Origin of the sequence: Gracilimonas halophila, from assembly GCF_042684365.1 — a bacterium.
GTDB classification, from domain to species: Bacteria; Bacteroidota; Rhodothermia; order Balneolales; family Balneolaceae; genus Gracilimonas; species Gracilimonas halophila.
The window spans coordinates 1-15,057 of the sequence record NZ_JBHULI010000006.1 but is presented as its reverse complement, the minus strand read 5'-3'; the positions used below and the strand labels follow the sequence as shown (position 1 = coordinate 15,057).

Here is a 15,057-nt window from a genome sequence, read left to right as displayed (position 1 = left end):
GGTGATGCCGGGAGACAATGTGAAATTAGACGTGGAACTCATCCAGCCGGTAGCGATGGAAGAGGGACTGCGCTTTGCAATTCGCGAAGGTGGCCGTACTGTTGGCGCCGGAGTGGTAACTAAAATCTTAGACTAAGGATCTGATCGTGGCAACACAACAAAAAATCAGAATCAAATTGAAGTCATACGATCATAACCTGATCGATAAATCAGCTGAAAAGATTATTCAGACTGTTAAATCTACTGGTGCGGTAGTATCGGGACCAATCCCGTTGCCCACTCGTAAAAGCATTATAACGGTTAATAAATCCGTTTTTGTTGATAAGAAGTCACGTGAGCAATTTGAGTATCGTTCTCATAAGCGTCTCATTGATATTCTCTCAACAGGATCACAAACCGTTGATGCATTGATGAAGCTGGAATTGCCTTCCGGTGTTGATGTAGAAATTAAAGTATAAAAGGACCCGAACACGATGAGTGGTTTGATAGGAAAAAAAGTTGGTATGACAAGCGTGTTTGATAACGCGGGACGGAATATTCCGGTAACCGTTATTGAAATTGAACCTTGTGCTATTACCCAGATCAAAACAGAAGAAACAGATGGTTACACAGCTGTTCAGCTTGCTGCTTTTGATCGCAAAGAAAAGAATGTAAGTAAAGCTGTAAAAGGTCACTTTGATAAAGCAGGTGTTTCTGCTAAGCATCAAGTTGTAGAATTCAGAGATTTTATCCCTGAAGGACTTGATGTAGGTGATGAGCTTAACATCAGTGATGTATTCGCCGTCGGTGATACTGTTGATGTGGTAGCAACCTCAAAAGGAACCGGATTTACAGGTGTTGTTAAACGACATAACTTTTCCGGAGTTGGCGATGCCACTCACGGGCAGCATAATCGTTTGAGAGCTCCCGGTGCAATTGGTAATGCATCTGATCCCTCAAAAGTATTTAAGGGAATGAGAATGGCCGGTCAGTCAGGAAACGAGCGCGTTAAGATCAAAAATTTAAGCGTCGCTAACATCCTGGAAGATTCAAACGTGATTTTGGTTACAGGATCTATTCCGGGGCCAAAAGGTGGCTACGTAGAAATTCACAATAAAACGTCTGTTATCAATTAGTTATGAAATTAGATATTTATAAAATAGACGGATCAAAAAGTAGCAAGAAAGCTGAACTCAGCGATGCGATCTTTGCAATAGAACCTAATGAAGTGGTTCTTTATGAAGATGTTAGAAGACACCTTGCAAACAAACGTCAAGGTACAGCTAAAACCAAGGAGCGCGCTGAAGTAAAGGGAAGTACTAAGAAAATGTATCGCCAGAAAGGAACGGGTAATGCTCGTCGTGGTGATATAAAATCCCCTCTGCTTAGAAAAGGTGGAACTGTATTTGGTCCTAAGCCACGAGATTATGGCTTCAAGATGAATAAGAAAACCAGACAACTTGCACGTAAATCTGCCCTTTCTTTAAAGGCAACTGCGGAAGGAATTATCGTTGTTCAGGATTTCTCATTTGATGAGCCTAAAACTTCACAAGTTTCAGATATGCTTAAGGCTTTTGAGGTCTCTGGTAAGAAAGTGATCATTTTGACAAGCGAAACAGATATCAATGTTTATAAGTCTGCACGCAACATTCCTAAAGTTCAGGTATTGGAAGGTTACAAACCGAATACCTATCAGATCATGAATGCAGATGTGATACTGATTCAGGAAAGTTCTTTACCAGTATTAGAAAATAGCATTGAAGGAAAAACTGAAGAGGCGGCAGCATGAGTATTATTGTAAAACCAGTTATTACTGAGAAATTAAGCCGACTTCAAGAAGAAGGAAAATATACATTTGAAGTTGCTAAAAAAGCGACTAAGCCTGAGATCAAGAAAGCTGTTGAAGCTGCTTATCCGGGTGTAAAAGTGGCTAAAGTTAATACCGCGATCATGCCTTCTAAGCCAAAAGGAAGATATACACGAAGCGGTTACCAGGGAGGCCGAACAAAGGTCTGGAAAAAAGCCATTGTAACTGTCAAAGAAGGCGAAATTGATTTCTTTGCTGAAATTTAAGGATTAGAGAATAATGCCTACTAAGAAATTAAAACCAATGACACCGGGAACCAGACACAGGATAGCTCCAGTGTTTGACGAAATTACCACTGATAAGCCATTAAAAGCTTTATTGGCAGGTAAACATAACACCGGTGGACGTAACAGACATGGACGTATAACTTCTCGCCATAGAGGCGGAGGGCACAAACGCCGTTATCGTATGATCGATTTCAAGCGGAACAAACATGATGTTCCCGCTAAGGTTCAAACCATCGAATACGATCCGAACAGATCTGCCCGAATTGCACTAATTGCATATGCCGATGGGGAAAGAAGATATATTCTGGCACCTAATAAATTAAATGTTGGAGATACGATCATCTCAGGAAACAATGCAGCTCCTGATTTAGGAAATGCTCTTCCAATGATGAAGATGCCTCCAGGTACGTTCATACATAATATTGAATTGAACCCCGGCCAAGGTGGAATCCTTTGCCGAAGTGCCGGTACCGGTGCTCAACTACTTGGTAAGCAAGAGAAATATGTAAGTGTAAAGCTTCCATCAGGTGAAGTGAGAATGATTCTTGGATCTTGCTATGCAACAGTTGGGGAAACAAGTAATCCTGACCATATGAATACAACTATCGCGAAAGCAGGTAGAAGCAGATGGAAAGGAAGAAGACCACAAACGCGTGGTGTTGCCATGAACCCTGTCGATCACCCAATGGGCGGTGGAGAAGGAAAGGCATCCGGAGGTCACCCTCGTTCACCTTGGGGACAATCTGCTAAAGGTAAGAAGACAAGAAATCGTAATAAATTGTCTTCTAAGTACATTGTAAGAAGAAGAAAAACCAAGAAAAAATAATTAAGTAACGTATGCCACGCTCACTGAAAAAAGGGCCTTTTGTTTACTATAAGCTTCAGCGTAAAATTGATGAAGCTCAAGAAAGTGGAAGCAAGAAAGTGATCAAAACCTGGTCACGAAGTTCTATGATCACTCCTGATTTTATGGGATTGACACTTGCAGTACACAACGGTAAACAATTTATCCCTGTGTTTATAACTGAAAATATGGTAGGTCATAAGTTAGGTGAATTTGCACCTACGAGAACATTCCGTGGCCACCCATTGAAGAAAGCAGCTAAATAATTAATCGGATATAAGAGATGGATACTCCAGTATTAGAAGCACGTGCAGTACAAAAGCATTTGAGGAAAGCTCCTCGAAAGGTTCGCCTTGTAGCGGATGCTGTACGTGGAATGTCAGTAGATAAAGCGATTAAACGACTTGAATTTACTAAAAAAGCATCTGCTGAAGATGTCATTAAAGTGATCAAATCAGCTGCTGCAAATTTGCGAGACAAATTTCAGGAAGAGCGCTTCGATAATGAAGACCTTGTAATTAAGGAAATTTATGTAGACGAAGGCGTGACGCTGAAGAGAATTCAGCCGGCACCGATGGGTAGAGCTCATCGAATAAACAAACGCTCATGCCATATCACAGTGAAAGTGGCTAAGCGCGATCAAGAAAGTGTAAACGAATAAACGAACAATACCTTGGGACAAAAAACAAATCCAACTGGTTTTAGATTAGGCATTATTCGCGGATGGGATTCCAACTGGTTTTCGGAAGATAATCAGCCGGCACTCATCATTGAAGATGAAAAGCTTCGTGAATATTTGCACACAAGACTTCGTAACGGGGGTCTCTCTAATGTAATTATAGAACGTACCCCTAAGCGGATTCTGCTTACGCTTAGAACAAGCCGACCTGGTGTTATTATCGGGAAAGGTGGTGAGCAGATTGAATTGCTTCGCGAAGAGCTTAAGAAAATAACCAGCAAAGAAGTTCAAATTAATGTAAGTGAGATCAAACGTCCGGAGCTGGATGCAAGTTTGGTAGCTCAGAATATAGCACAGCAGTTACAGGCTCGTGTTTCATTCCGAAGAGCTATGAAAACTGCAATTTCTTCAGCAATGAGGATGGGCGCCAAAGGTATTAAAGTACGTTGCGCAGGACGTTTAGGTGGTGCTGAAATGGCTCGTACTGAACAGTATAAAGAAGGACAAATCCCTCTGCATACGTTGCGTGCCGACATTGACTACTCAACTTCTACTTCAAATACCATTTACGGTTCAATTGGAGTAACAGTTTGGATCTTCAAAGGCGAAATTATTGGTGATGTTGACTTGACCCCTGGTACTCAAAGCGGAAGAGATTCCGACTCCGGCCGTGGAAACAGAAGAGGCGGAGATGATAAGGGAAGAAGAAGTCGCCGACGGAGCAGAAACAGAAATCGATCTAATAAAAACAGTTAATAAGAAACGATGTTAGAGCCAAAACGAGTTCAGAGACGCCGTGTCCATCGCGACAAACTGAAAGGAAACGCAACGCGCGGCCATGTTATTAACTTTGGTGATTTTGGACTGAAAGCAATGGAGCCTAAGTTCATTACTTCACGACAAATTGAAGCTTGCCGTATTGCTATTGCACGTTCATTACAAAGAGACGGACAAACATTCATTCGAATTTTTCCTGACCGGCCAATGACAAGCAAACCTGCTGAAACCCGAATGGGTAAAGGTAAAGGTGCTTTAGATCACTGGGTTGCAGTAGTAAAACCCGGCAGAATCTTATTTGAGATTGCTGGTGTGAATGAAGAAAGAGCAAAAGAAGCTTTAAGACGTGCTGCTCATAAACTTCCCATTAAGACAAAATTTGTAGTTCGCAGAGACTACCAGGGAGGATAAGATGAAAGCACACGAACTAAGAGACTTAACACTTACTGAATTAGAAGCACGTTTGAAAGATGAGCGTGATGCATTACAAAATCTTCGGTTTACAAAGTCTGTTACCGGTCAGCTTGAAAACCCGGCAAGACTTAGAAATCACCGAAGAGAAGTTGCTCGGTTGGTAACTATCATTAAAGAAAAAAGTAGTGCTGAATAAGCAATAAGGATTTAAACTATGGCACAAACAGAAAGAGCCCGAAGACGAGAAAGAATTGGACATGTGGTTAGTAACCGTATGGATAAAAGCATAACGGTTGCTGTAGATCGTCAGGTAAAACATTCCATTTATGGAAAGTACATTACCAAGACTACTAAGTATATGGCACACGATGAGAACAATGAAGCAAACATCGGTGACAAAGTACACATCATGTCCACAAGACCACTTTCAAAGCGTAAATCATGGCGATTGATTGAGATCGTCGAGAAAGCTAAGTAACGAATAGAGCATTAGGAATTAGCGATGATTCAAACGAATACAACATTAAATGTAGCAGATAACAGCGGTGCCAGAAAGCTTATGTGTATTAAAGTACTTGGAGATTCCAAGAGACGATATGCACGCGTAGGTGATTTGATATCCGCATCTGTTAAAACTGCAATACCCGGTGGTAACGTCAAAAAAGGCGAAGTCATAAAAGCCGTTATTGTAAGAACAAAGAAAGAGTTCCGCAGAAGGGATGGCAGTTACATCCGATTTGATGAAAATGCTGCGGTTATTATTAACAAAGATCAAGAACCGGTAGGTACACGTATTTTTGGCCCAGTGGCCAGAGAACTTCGTGAAAAAAGCTTCATGAGAATCGTGTCGCTAGCACCGGAAGTACTTTAAAAAAGGAATTAGAGTATGCCACGCAGGTTCAATAAACAAAAGAAATTACACGTTAAGAAAGGCGATGACGTTTTAGTTATTGCCGGTAACGATAAAGGAAAAAGAGGCCGTGTATTGATGGTGTTCCCTAAGAAAGAGCGTGTGCTCGTTGAGGGAATAAATATGAAAACCCATCATGAAAAGCCAACCCAGGATAACCCACAAGGTGGTCGTCTTAAAAAAGAAGGTTCTATACACATCTCAAATGTGATGGTGATCGATCCTACTACTGACGAGCCTACACGTGTTGGTCGCAAACGAATTGAAGAAGACGGCAAAGGCCGTTGGGTTCGTTATGCCAAGACTAGTGGCGAAATGTTGGACAAATAACGCAGATAAAAAGCAATGGCTGAAGCAAGATTATATACACAGTACAAAGATGAAATTCGCGATAAATTGCGCGAAGAGTTTGAGTATGAAAACCCAATGGCCATACCCAAACTACAGAAAATTGTAATTAATGTAGGCGTAGGTGATGCTATAACCGACAAAAAAGTATTAGATACGGTTGTAAATAACGTAGCCGCAATTACCGGGCAACAACCGGTAACAACCAAGGCTAAGAAGTCCATATCGAACTTCAAACTTCGAGAAGGAATGCCTATCGGTTGTAAAGTAACATTGCGTCAACGCATTATGTTTGAATTCCTGGATCGCCTGGTCAACTTGGCTTTGCCAAGAACCCGTGATTTTCAGGGAGTTCCGGACAAAAGTTTTGATGGCCGTGGAAATTATACCATGGGTATTAAAGAACACACTATTTTCCCGGAAATAGATACAGACAAAGTTTCAAAAGTTCACGGTATGGATGTCACATTTGTGACTTCAGCCGAAACTGACGAAGAAGCTTACGCTTTGCTTAAGCACTTTGGAATGCCATTCAAAACCAGAAATTAAGGATATTCTATTATGGCTAAGAAAGCTTGGATAGCACGTAATAAAAAGAGAAAAGAAACTGTAGAAAAGTACGCTGAAAAACGTCGCAAGCTTAAAGAAGCTGGCGACTATGAAGGCCTGCAAAAGCTACCGCGCGATGCCAGCCCAACTCGGGTTCGCAACCGTTGTAACATTACCGGGCGTAGCCGCGGTTATGTAGGTAAATATGGAATTTCACGAATTAAATTTCGTGAACTTGCCCTTGCTGGTAAGATTCCAGGTGTACGAAAAGCAAGCTGGTAAATTTAACTAAGGAATCGATGACAGATCCTATTGCAGATTATTTAACACGAATTAGAAATGCCCAACAAGCCGGGCATCGCAGAGTAGATATCCCCGCTTCTAAACTGAAGCGAGCCATGACTAAAATCTTGGCAGATAAAGGGTATATCTCGAAATACATAGATATTGAAGACGGTAAGCAAGGAATTATCCGTTTGTTTCTGAAATATGATTCATACGGCCACCCAGTGATCCGTAATATGAAAAGATTATCAAAACCTGGTCTTAGAGTTTACAAGGGTGGAGAAGATGTCCCGCGTTCTCAAAATGGATTGGGTATTGTAATTCTTTCAACATCAAAAGGTGTAATGACCGATAAAGAAGCTCGCAAGCTTAATGTAGGCGGCGAGATATTGTGCACCATTTATTAATAAACAGTTTTTGAACTATGTCTCGAATTGGAAATCTACCGGTACCTATTTCTGATAAAGTTGAGTTCAGCATAAACGCTGATAATATCGCAACTTTTAAAGGAGAAAAAGGAACCAACACACTTCGTATTCATCCGAACATTTCTATTGAAAAGAGTGAAAATGAACTCATTATCAAGAGAAGTGATGACCAAAAATCTAATCGCGCCTTGCATGGTTTATTCCGTGCTTTAATTAATAACGCGGTTGTTGGGGTGTCAGAAGGTTATACCAAAAAATTGGAAATTATTGGTGTTGGTTTCAGAGCATCCATCAGTGGCGATGTACTTGAGTTAAACCTTGGTTACTCACACCCTATTTTCTTTGTACCTCCAGAAGGTATTTCAATGGAAGTAGATACTAAATCTGGCAAAAACCCAATACTTATTATTTCAGGTGTTGACAAAGAAATGGTTGGCCAGGTTTCTGCTAAAATAAGATCATTCAGAAAACCGGAGCCTTACAAAGGAAAAGGTATCAGATATCTTGGTGAGCAGGTTCGTCGTAAAGCCGGTAAGTCAGCTGCTAAATAGAGGATTTGAAAAATGAATAAGTTACAACAGAAAAAAACTGAGCGTAGAAACAAGATCAGGCGTCGTATTCGTTCTACCATAAAAGGTACAGCGGAAAGACCTCGATTAAGCATTTACAAAAGTAGTAAATATACTTACCTGCAATTGATCGATGATATGGCAGGTGCAACATTGGTATCCTCTAAAGCCAAAAGTGGCGTGGAGAATGCTAAGGAAGCCGGAGCTGAACTTGCGAAATTAGCTCAAGACAAAGGAATTAATAAAGTGGTATTTGACCGTAGTGGTTATAAATATCATGGCATCGTGAAGGCCGCAGCCGATGGCGCCCGCGATGGTGGATTAGACTTTTAATTGAATTGGGATAAACAATGCCTAAAATAAGAAGAAAACAATCTATACCTGCTGCAAACCTCAACCTTGAAGAAAAGTTGGTTCACGTAAACCGTGTTGCCAAAGTTGTTAAAGGTGGACGACGTTTCAGTTTCAACGCTATTGTAGTAGTTGGTGATGGAAATGGTGTATGCGGCCATGGTCTTGGTAAAGCAAATGAAGTATCAGATGCCATTCAAAAAGGCTTTGATAATGCTAAGAAGAATTTGATTCGTGTACCGCTCACTAAAACAAAAAGTATCTACCACCCAATTGTGGGTAAAGCCGGGGCAGGAAAAGTATTGCTTCGACCTGCAGCGGAAGGTACTGGTGTAATTGCAGGTGGTGCAGTTAAATCATTATTGGATGTTGCCGGAGTGCATAACATTCTGTCAAAATCACAAGGATCTTCCAATCCCCATAACATGGTGAAAGCAGCTTTTACTGCATTGAAAGAATTGACTGATCCTGTTGAAGTAGCACAGAGAAGAGGTATTTCTCTTAATAAAGTATTCGAAGGATAATATCTAAAGGAAATTGATGATGGACTTAAGTAATTTAAAAGCACCGATCCCGAATAGAAAAGGCACAAAACGTGTAGGGCGTGGTCAGGGTTCAGGTCGCGGAGAACAATCCGGGCGTGGGCACAATGGACAGAAATCTCGATCAGGGCACAAACAAAGAGCCTGGTTTGAGGGTGGTCAAATGCCACTTCAGCGACGTCTTCCAAAGTTTGGTTTTAAGAACTTCAACCGTACTGAGAATCGTGGAATAAATGTGCATACGATTTCGGAATTCATTGAAGCCGGTAAATTAAATACTTCTATTAGTTTAGAAGATTTGATAAATGCAGGATTGGCCAGCAAGAGTGACAGAGTAAAATTACTTGGACGTGGCGATCTTGAACAAAAAATTGAAATTGAAGTGCACGCTGCCAGTGATTCTGCTAAAGAAAAAGTAGAGAAAGCAGGCGGATCATTAACTATAGTGCAAAACTAATAGTATAGACGGCGCATGAGTCTGATAGAAAACTTCCGCAACATATTTAAAATTGAAGACCTGAAAAATCGTATTCTTTATACGGTTGGAATCTTAATGGTATATCGGGTAGGTAGTTATATAACTCTTCCCGGTGTAGATGCTAACCAACTTATTGGTAGCAGCGGAAATGCTGCCAGTAGTTTGCTTGGTCTTTTTGATTTATTTGTAGGTGGTGCATTTTCTCGAGCCGGTGTTTTTGCATTGGGGATCATGCCCTACATTACAGCTGCAATTATTATTCAGTTGATGGGAGCAGTAGTTCCTTATTTCCAGAAACTTCAGCGAGAAGGTGAGGAAGGAAGGAGAAAGATCACTCGTTTAACACGTTATGGTACAGTTGGAATTACCCTTGTGCAGGGTATTGGTTTTTCAATAAACTTGATCTCGACTGCTCCACAGGCTATTGTTGTTAATGAGTTTGCTTTTGTTATTACTTCTATGATCGTACTAACTGCAGGTACAGTATTTGTAATGTGGTTAGGTGAAAGAATTAGTGAAAGAGGTATCGGTAACGGGATCTCACTGATCATTATGATTGGTATTATAGCCGCATTACCGGCAAGTTTCTACAATGAAGTTACTACCAGTGCTAATGCAATCTTAGTAATTATTGAAGTAGCAGCATTGATATTAGTGATCGCTGCTGTTGTGATGTTAACGCAGGGAACTCGTAAGATTCCTGTTCAGTATGCAAAAAGAGTAGTTGGCCGAAAAGTTTATGGAGGTACTACTCAATATTTACCACTTCGAGTAAATGCTGCCGGTGTAATGCCGATTATCTTTGCGCAGTCTATTATGTTTATTCCAAGTACTATTGGGTCATTCTTTCCGGATAATCAAACAGTACAATTTTTGACTCAGTGGTCTGTTGATTTTACCGGATTAGTTTACTCCATCGTGTTCTTTTTCGTGTGTATGTTTTTCACATTTTTCTACACAGCCATTTCAGTGAACCCAAAAGAAATGGCAGATACCATGAAACGACAAGGTGGTTTCATCCCCGGTGTTCGACCTGGTAAACAAACTGTAGAGTTCATTGACAATATTTTAACTAAGATCACTTTACCGGGCTCTATCTTTTTATCATTCGTTGCTATTTTGCCGGCAATTGCTGTAAGTCTTTTTGGAATAACCCCCGGCTTTGCACTCTTTTATGGAGGAACAAGTCTGTTGATTATAGTTGGGGTAGCTTTGGATACACTTCAGCAGATTGAAAGTCACTTAATGATGCGTCATTATGATGGCTTTATGAAAACAGGTAGAATCAAAGGTCGGCGAAGAGCTTAAAATGATCTATCTGAAGAGTGAATCCGAAATTGAGAAGATGCGTGAAAGTGCGCTTATTGTCTCAAGAACATTGGCTGAAGTTGGGAAACATATAGAGCCAGGTGTTCAGACCGGAAAACTTGATAGGATAGCAGAAGAATATATTGCAAAAGAAGGTGGCCGTCCTGCTTTTAAAGGCTACGGACCAAAGGGAAATGAATTTCCCGCAACACTTTGTATTTCAGTCAATGAAGAAGTTGTTCATGGAATACCGGGTGAAAGAATTTTAGAAGAAGGTGATATCGTTTCCGTAGATTGCGGTGTTGAAAAAAACGGATATTTTGGTGATCACGCCTACACATTCGCAGTTGGTGAATGTGACGAAAAAGCTTTGAAATTATTGAAGACTACTCTTGAATCTCTTTACAAGGGAATTGAGCAAGCCATTCACGGAAATAGAATCGGTGACTTGGCAAATGCAGTTCAAACACATTGTGAAGCAGAAGGTTATGGAGTAGTACGGGAATTGGTTGGTCATGGCATTGGGAAGTCAATGCATGAAGATCCATCCGTTCCAAATTTTGGAAAAAAAGGAAAAGGCGAACGATTGCGAACAGGTATGACGCTCGCTGTAGAACCAATGATTACCATGGGTTCCTGGAAAACAAAAACATTAAACGATGGCTGGACAGTAGTTACAGCCGATGGGAGCTTGGCAGCTCATTACGAACACGATATAGTAGTTCGTGAAGGAAAGGCTGAAATTCTCAGTACTTTTGATTATATTGCCGAGCTCTCGGATAAAAAAGAAAACATATTGTATTATGGCTAAACAAGAGCCGATAAAACAAGATGGAGAAATAATAGAAGCATTACCTAATGCACAGTTCCGTGTGGAGCTGGATAACGGGCATGAAATATTGGCTCATGTGTCAGGTAAGATGCGTATGTATTACATTAAAATTCTCCCGGGCGATAGAGTGGCAGTAGAAATGTCACCCTATGATTTATCCAAAGGAAGAATAACATATAGATATAAATAAAGAGGTTGTCATGAAAACGCGATCATCAGTTAAGAAAAGAAGTTCAGACGACAAAATTGTAAGACGTAAAGGAAGACTTTACGTGATCAACAAAAAAAACCCACGCCATAAGCAGCGTCAGGGATAATAGCATAACAGATTACTTATATGGCACGTATTGCTGGAATAGATTTACCTAAACAGAAAAGAGGCGTAATAAGCCTTACTTATATTTATGGAATTGGCCGCTCTAAGGCTATTGAAATCTTGGATCGTTGTGGTATCGATCACGACGCTAAAGTTCAGGATTGGACCGATGAAGAAGTAAGTGAATTGCGTAAAGTAATAGATGAAGAATATAAAGTTGAAGGTGCGCTTAGAAGCGAAGTGAATGGAGACATTCGTCGCCTCATCGAAATTGGTAGTTACCGTGGTGTTCGTCACCGACGTGGCCTTCCGGTTCGTGGGCAACGTACCCAGACAAATGCGCGTACCCGAAAAGGTAAGAAGCGTACTGTTGCTGGTAAGAAAAAAGCTGTTAAGTAGTAATTGTAATTGAGATAACCCATGGCTAAAAAACAACCAAAAGCATCTGTAGCTGCAAAGCGTAAAAAGAAAAAACAAATTAGCGATCCTAATGGATTAGCTTTTGTTAAAGCGACATTCAATAATGTGATCGTAACAATAACTGACGCTGACGGAAATGTACTTTCTTGGTCTTCAGCCGGTAAAGAAGGATTCAAGGGTTCAAGAAAGAACACTCCTTATGCTGCTCAATTAAGCGCTGAAACTGCTGCAAAAACAGCACACGATATGGGTTTAAGGAAAGTAGCTGTATTTGTAAAAGGTCCTGGATCAGGACGTGAGGCAGCTGTCAGAGGAATGGCGAGTTCAGGTTTGGAAGTTACTTCCATTAAAGACCGCACACCGCTTCCGCACAACGGATGCAGACCACCTAAAAGAAGAAGAGTTTAATCGTAAGAAGATTGTATAATGGCAAGATATAGAGGACCAAAACAGAAAAAAGCCAGACGATTCAAAGAACCAATCTTTGGGCCAAGTAAAGCTTTAGAAAGAAAACCCTACGGACCGGGTGAACATGGCCGCTCAAGATTCAACAGAAAATCTGAGTATGCTATTCAGCTTGAAGAAAAGCAAAAAGCAAAATACACCTATGGATTGCTTGAAAAGCAATTCCGTAATTTATTTAAAGCAGCTTCTGCTAAAGAAGGTGTTGCCGGTGAAAACTTGCTGCAAGCTCTGGAAACCCGATTAGATAATACAGTTTACAGAATGGGGTTTGCGCGCACTCGTCGCCAGGCAAGACAGCTTGTTACACACAAGCACATTGTAGTGAATGGTGGTATTGTTAATATTCCATCATATGAGATGAGCCCTGGAGATGTTGTTTCTATTCGTCCAAAATCAAGAAACATAGAAGTTATTGAAGATTCCCTGGATGGTTCATCACGAAACAAGTATAAATGGGTTGAAACAGATCCAAAGTCGAGATCAGGTAAGATGCTGTATGTTCCAACAATGGACGAAATACCTGAAAATATAAATGTTCAGCTTATTGTTGAGCTTTATTCTAAGTAATTATAAAAAGTTTAAGACCTTATTATGAGCAACTATAGCATACAAATGCCAGAAACCCTTAACGTTGTTGAAGACAAAGACAACTTCGGTACATTCGTTCTTCAGCCACTTGAAAGAGGGTTCGGAGTTACTATTGGAAACTCTTTTCGTAGAGTTCTGCTCTCCTCACTTCCAGGTATTGCTATCAACGCAGTCAAAATAAATGGTGTTGATCACGAGTATTCTAGTATCAAAGGAGTGAAAGAAGATGTATATGAGATCATCTTGAACTTCAAACAAGTACGATTCAAGCAGGTTGAGCAAAGCTCTGGTGTTATTCATATTTCCAAAAGTGGAAAAGGTGAACTAACAGCCAAAGATATTGATGATGCCACAGCGGAATATGACGTATTGAATCCTGACCTTGTTATTGCAAATCTTGCAGATGACGCAGAACTTGAAATTGAATTGAAAGTAGGTCGTGGTAGAGGGTATGTTCCGGCAGAGGAAATGACTATTGAAGATGAAGATGTAAATCTTATACCTATTGATGCCATCTTTACTCCGATCAAGTCAGTTAAATATAATGTAGAAAATGTTCGTGTTGGTCAACGTACCGATTACGAAAAATTAGTAATGGACATAGAGACTGATGGCTCGGTAAATGCAAAAGAAGCACTTACTATTGCAGGTAAAATCCTGAAAGAGCACATTGAAAAATTCATTACGGAAGAAATAGAAGAGCCATTTACTCAAGAAGAAGAAGAGGTGGATGCTGAGAAGCAGCGAGTAGCTAACCTTCTGAGAACCAGTATTGAAGATCTTAACCTCAGTGTTCGTGCATATAATTGCTTGAAATCTGCAAATATCAATTCAATTGGTGAGTTGGTTTCACGTGATGAGCAAGATCTTCTAAAATTCAGAAACTTCGGAAAGAAATCTCTAAGTGAACTTGTTGAAGTTATAGAAGAGAAGAATCTTGAATTTGGAATGGACGTCTCAAAATATTTGGACTAGTAGATATAAAGGAATCTAATTATGCGTCACGGAATAAAAGGTAGAAAATTAAGCAGAACGGCAGCTCACCGTAAAACTACAATGCAATCTCTTGCGATGGCATTGATAAGAGAGCACCGAATTGTAACAACCGTTGCCAAGGCAAAAGAGCTTCGTGGTTATATCGAGCCTTTGATAACAAGAGCTAAGGAAGATACTCATCATAATAGAAGACAAGTCTTTTCTTCTCTTCAAAACAATGATGCTGTTACAACATTATTCACTGAAGTTGGGCCAAAAAGTAAAGATCGTCCCGGCGGTTATACCCGGGTAATTAAAGCGGGTCACCGCAAAGGTGATGGTGCTGAAATGGCAGTGATCGAACTTGTTGATTATAATGATATCAAGCCTGAAGGCTCATCATCTGCTTCTACTGGTAAGAAGAAGACGCGTAGAGCAGGAAAGAGTAATGCTCCAACCAGTACTTCGGAGACCAAGTCAAAAACTGAAAGATCTAAAGAAGAAGAGCCGGTAGAGGAAACTAAATCGGAAGAAGTTTCGACTGAAGATTCAGAAGACACAGCTGAAGAAGAAGCTAAATAGTTACTTTCTTTTTTTTATAGAGATCCTGATAATTTATTTTTAGGATCTTTTTTATTGGGATAAATACGCCAAAGAATTATCCCAACACAGATGTCAAAAAAAAGAAAAATATTTAAAGATAAAGTTGACATCTGAACACAATATACCTTATCTTTGGTTTCTGTTTCACAAACGATTTTTGCAATCAGTGAAACATTTGTTCTTAGACATAATGAAGTATAGATCAGATTGTTTGTGCGAGCGAGAGCTTGTTCAATTTCTTGATGCAAATTTTTTGCATTTACAAAATGACAAGAGCGTAGGGTCGAGCTCACAGAGTATATA

Annotated in this window: 31 protein-coding genes; 30 read left to right on the top strand and 1 reads right to left on the bottom strand. The window is 40.3% G+C overall.

Translation table 11 applies throughout. The annotated features are described in order from the left end of the window. The 30 genes from ACFSVN_RS04835 to rplQ form a co-directional block, all read left to right on the top strand. On the top strand, positions 1-136 hold a 136-nt coding region (locus tag ACFSVN_RS04835; protein ID WP_456237586.1), incomplete at its 5' end, for an EF-Tu C-terminal domain-related protein. A 10-nt stretch (positions 137-146) separates the two neighbouring features. Next, positions 147-458, top strand: coding sequence for a 30S ribosomal protein S10 (gene rpsJ, locus ACFSVN_RS04830; protein WP_018128596.1), 312 nt, complete (start codon positions 147-149; stop codon positions 456-458). Positions 459-473: 15 nt separating this feature from the next. Then, entirely contained in the window at positions 474-1,115 is a 642-nt protein-coding gene (gene rplC, locus ACFSVN_RS04825; protein WP_390299442.1) for a 50S ribosomal protein L3, read from the top strand. Positions 1,116-1,117: 2 nt separating this feature from the next. Next, complete coding sequence (gene rplD, locus ACFSVN_RS04820; RefSeq protein ID WP_390299439.1) at positions 1,118-1,768, top strand: 50S ribosomal protein L4; 651 nt, start codon at positions 1,118-1,120, stop codon at positions 1,766-1,768. Next, a complete protein-coding gene (gene rplW / locus ACFSVN_RS04815; RefSeq protein WP_390299436.1) occupies positions 1,765-2,052 on the top strand; it encodes a 50S ribosomal protein L23 in 288 nt (95 codons plus the stop codon). Before rplD ends, rplW begins: the two co-directional genes overlap by 4 nt. A 13-nt stretch (positions 2,053-2,065) precedes the next feature. Next, positions 2,066-2,899, top strand: a complete 834-nt coding sequence (gene rplB / locus ACFSVN_RS04810; protein ID WP_390299433.1) for a 50S ribosomal protein L2 — start codon at positions 2,066-2,068, stop codon at positions 2,897-2,899. An 11-nt stretch (positions 2,900-2,910) separates the two neighbouring features. Continuing rightward, positions 2,911-3,183 carry a 30S ribosomal protein S19 gene (rpsS, locus tag ACFSVN_RS04805; RefSeq protein WP_290871905.1) on the top strand — a complete coding sequence of 91 codons (273 nt, stop codon included), beginning with the start codon at positions 2,911-2,913 and terminating at the stop codon, positions 3,181-3,183. A gap of 17 nt (positions 3,184-3,200) precedes the next feature. Next, positions 3,201-3,578 carry a 50S ribosomal protein L22 gene (gene rplV, locus ACFSVN_RS04800; protein ID WP_390299430.1) on the top strand — a complete coding sequence of 126 codons (378 nt, stop codon included), beginning with the start codon at positions 3,201-3,203 and terminating at the stop codon, positions 3,576-3,578. 12 nt (positions 3,579-3,590) lie between these two features. Next, positions 3,591-4,352, top strand: a complete 762-nt coding sequence (gene rpsC, locus ACFSVN_RS04795) for a 30S ribosomal protein S3 (RefSeq protein WP_390299427.1) — start codon at positions 3,591-3,593, stop codon at positions 4,350-4,352. 9 nt (positions 4,353-4,361) lie between these two features. Next, positions 4,362-4,784 (top strand): 50S ribosomal protein L16, encoded by a 423-nt coding sequence (rplP, locus tag ACFSVN_RS04790; protein WP_390299424.1) that lies wholly within the window; start codon positions 4,362-4,364, stop codon positions 4,782-4,784. Between the two features lies 1 nt (position 4,785). After that, on the top strand, positions 4,786-4,983 hold the full coding sequence (rpmC, locus tag ACFSVN_RS04785; protein ID WP_390299421.1) for a 50S ribosomal protein L29: 198 nt from the start codon (positions 4,786-4,788) through the stop codon (positions 4,981-4,983). Between the two features lie 18 nt (positions 4,984-5,001). After that, on the top strand, positions 5,002-5,265 hold the full coding sequence (rpsQ, locus tag ACFSVN_RS04780; protein WP_390299418.1) for a 30S ribosomal protein S17: 264 nt from the start codon (positions 5,002-5,004) through the stop codon (positions 5,263-5,265). A 24-nt stretch (positions 5,266-5,289) separates the two neighbouring features. Beyond that, positions 5,290-5,658 (top strand): 50S ribosomal protein L14, encoded by a 369-nt coding sequence (gene rplN, locus ACFSVN_RS04775; RefSeq protein WP_390299415.1) that lies wholly within the window; start codon positions 5,290-5,292, stop codon positions 5,656-5,658. 15 nt (positions 5,659-5,673) lie between these two features. Beyond that, a complete protein-coding gene (gene rplX / locus ACFSVN_RS04770) occupies positions 5,674-6,027 on the top strand; it encodes a 50S ribosomal protein L24 (RefSeq protein WP_390299412.1) in 354 nt (117 codons plus the stop codon). A gap of 15 nt (positions 6,028-6,042) precedes the next feature. Further along, a complete protein-coding gene (gene rplE, locus ACFSVN_RS04765) occupies positions 6,043-6,594 on the top strand; it encodes a 50S ribosomal protein L5 (protein WP_390299410.1) in 552 nt (183 codons plus the stop codon). 12 nt (positions 6,595-6,606) lie between these two features. After that, positions 6,607-6,876 (top strand): 30S ribosomal protein S14, encoded by a 270-nt coding sequence (rpsN, locus tag ACFSVN_RS04760; RefSeq protein WP_142456346.1) that lies wholly within the window; start codon positions 6,607-6,609, stop codon positions 6,874-6,876. A 17-nt stretch (positions 6,877-6,893) separates the two neighbouring features. Further along, positions 6,894-7,286, top strand: a complete 393-nt coding sequence (gene rpsH / locus ACFSVN_RS04755; RefSeq protein WP_390299407.1) for a 30S ribosomal protein S8 — start codon at positions 6,894-6,896, stop codon at positions 7,284-7,286. Positions 7,287-7,303: 17 nt separating this feature from the next. Further along, a complete protein-coding gene (gene rplF / locus ACFSVN_RS04750; RefSeq protein ID WP_390299404.1) occupies positions 7,304-7,858 on the top strand; it encodes a 50S ribosomal protein L6 in 555 nt (184 codons plus the stop codon). 12 nt (positions 7,859-7,870) lie between these two features. Continuing rightward, positions 7,871-8,209: a 50S ribosomal protein L18 gene (gene rplR, locus ACFSVN_RS04745; protein WP_390299401.1), complete on the top strand. Its 339-nt coding sequence runs from the start codon at positions 7,871-7,873 to the stop codon at positions 8,207-8,209. A 17-nt stretch (positions 8,210-8,226) separates the two neighbouring features. Further along, entirely contained in the window at positions 8,227-8,751 is a 525-nt protein-coding gene (gene rpsE, locus ACFSVN_RS04740; protein ID WP_390299398.1) for a 30S ribosomal protein S5, read from the top strand. 19 nt (positions 8,752-8,770) lie between these two features. Next, positions 8,771-9,226: a 50S ribosomal protein L15 gene (rplO, locus tag ACFSVN_RS04735; RefSeq protein WP_390299445.1), complete on the top strand. Its 456-nt coding sequence runs from the start codon at positions 8,771-8,773 to the stop codon at positions 9,224-9,226. 15 nt (positions 9,227-9,241) lie between these two features. After that, positions 9,242-10,555 carry a preprotein translocase subunit SecY gene (gene secY / locus ACFSVN_RS04730; RefSeq protein WP_390299395.1) on the top strand — a complete coding sequence of 438 codons (1,314 nt, stop codon included), beginning with the start codon at positions 9,242-9,244 and terminating at the stop codon, positions 10,553-10,555. Position 10,556: 1 nt separating this feature from the next. Beyond that, complete coding sequence (gene map / locus ACFSVN_RS04725; protein WP_390299391.1) at positions 10,557-11,366, top strand: type I methionyl aminopeptidase; 810 nt, start codon at positions 10,557-10,559, stop codon at positions 11,364-11,366. Then, the gene (gene infA, locus ACFSVN_RS04720) at positions 11,359-11,577 is read left to right on the top strand and encodes a translation initiation factor IF-1 (RefSeq protein ID WP_020404818.1); all 219 of its coding nucleotides are present in this window, start codon (positions 11,359-11,361) and stop codon (positions 11,575-11,577) included. Before map ends, infA begins: the two co-directional genes overlap by 8 nt. Before the next feature lie 10 nt (positions 11,578-11,587). Continuing rightward, complete coding sequence (gene rpmJ, locus ACFSVN_RS04715; RefSeq protein WP_071594720.1) at positions 11,588-11,704, top strand: 50S ribosomal protein L36; 117 nt, start codon at positions 11,588-11,590, stop codon at positions 11,702-11,704. Between the two features lie 20 nt (positions 11,705-11,724). Beyond that, positions 11,725-12,102, top strand: coding sequence for a 30S ribosomal protein S13 (gene rpsM / locus ACFSVN_RS04710; protein ID WP_390299386.1), 378 nt, complete (start codon positions 11,725-11,727; stop codon positions 12,100-12,102). 21 nt (positions 12,103-12,123) lie between these two features. Further along, on the top strand, positions 12,124-12,531 hold the full coding sequence (gene rpsK, locus ACFSVN_RS04705) for a 30S ribosomal protein S11 (RefSeq protein ID WP_390299383.1): 408 nt from the start codon (positions 12,124-12,126) through the stop codon (positions 12,529-12,531). Positions 12,532-12,549: 18 nt separating this feature from the next. Then, the gene (gene rpsD, locus ACFSVN_RS04700) at positions 12,550-13,155 is read left to right on the top strand and encodes a 30S ribosomal protein S4 (RefSeq protein ID WP_390299380.1); all 606 of its coding nucleotides are present in this window, start codon (positions 12,550-12,552) and stop codon (positions 13,153-13,155) included. A gap of 24 nt (positions 13,156-13,179) precedes the next feature. Continuing rightward, positions 13,180-14,151, top strand: coding sequence for a DNA-directed RNA polymerase subunit alpha (locus tag ACFSVN_RS04695; protein WP_390299377.1), 972 nt, complete (start codon positions 13,180-13,182; stop codon positions 14,149-14,151). A 21-nt stretch (positions 14,152-14,172) separates the two neighbouring features. After that, entirely contained in the window at positions 14,173-14,733 is a 561-nt protein-coding gene (rplQ, locus tag ACFSVN_RS04690) for a 50S ribosomal protein L17 (protein ID WP_390299374.1), read from the top strand. Between the two features lie 14 nt (positions 14,734-14,747). Here the strand turns inward: rplQ and ACFSVN_RS04685 are convergent. Further along, positions 14,748-15,057, bottom strand: a 310-nt coding sequence (locus ACFSVN_RS04685) for a hypothetical protein (protein WP_390299371.1), incomplete at its 5' end; no start/stop codon positions are given.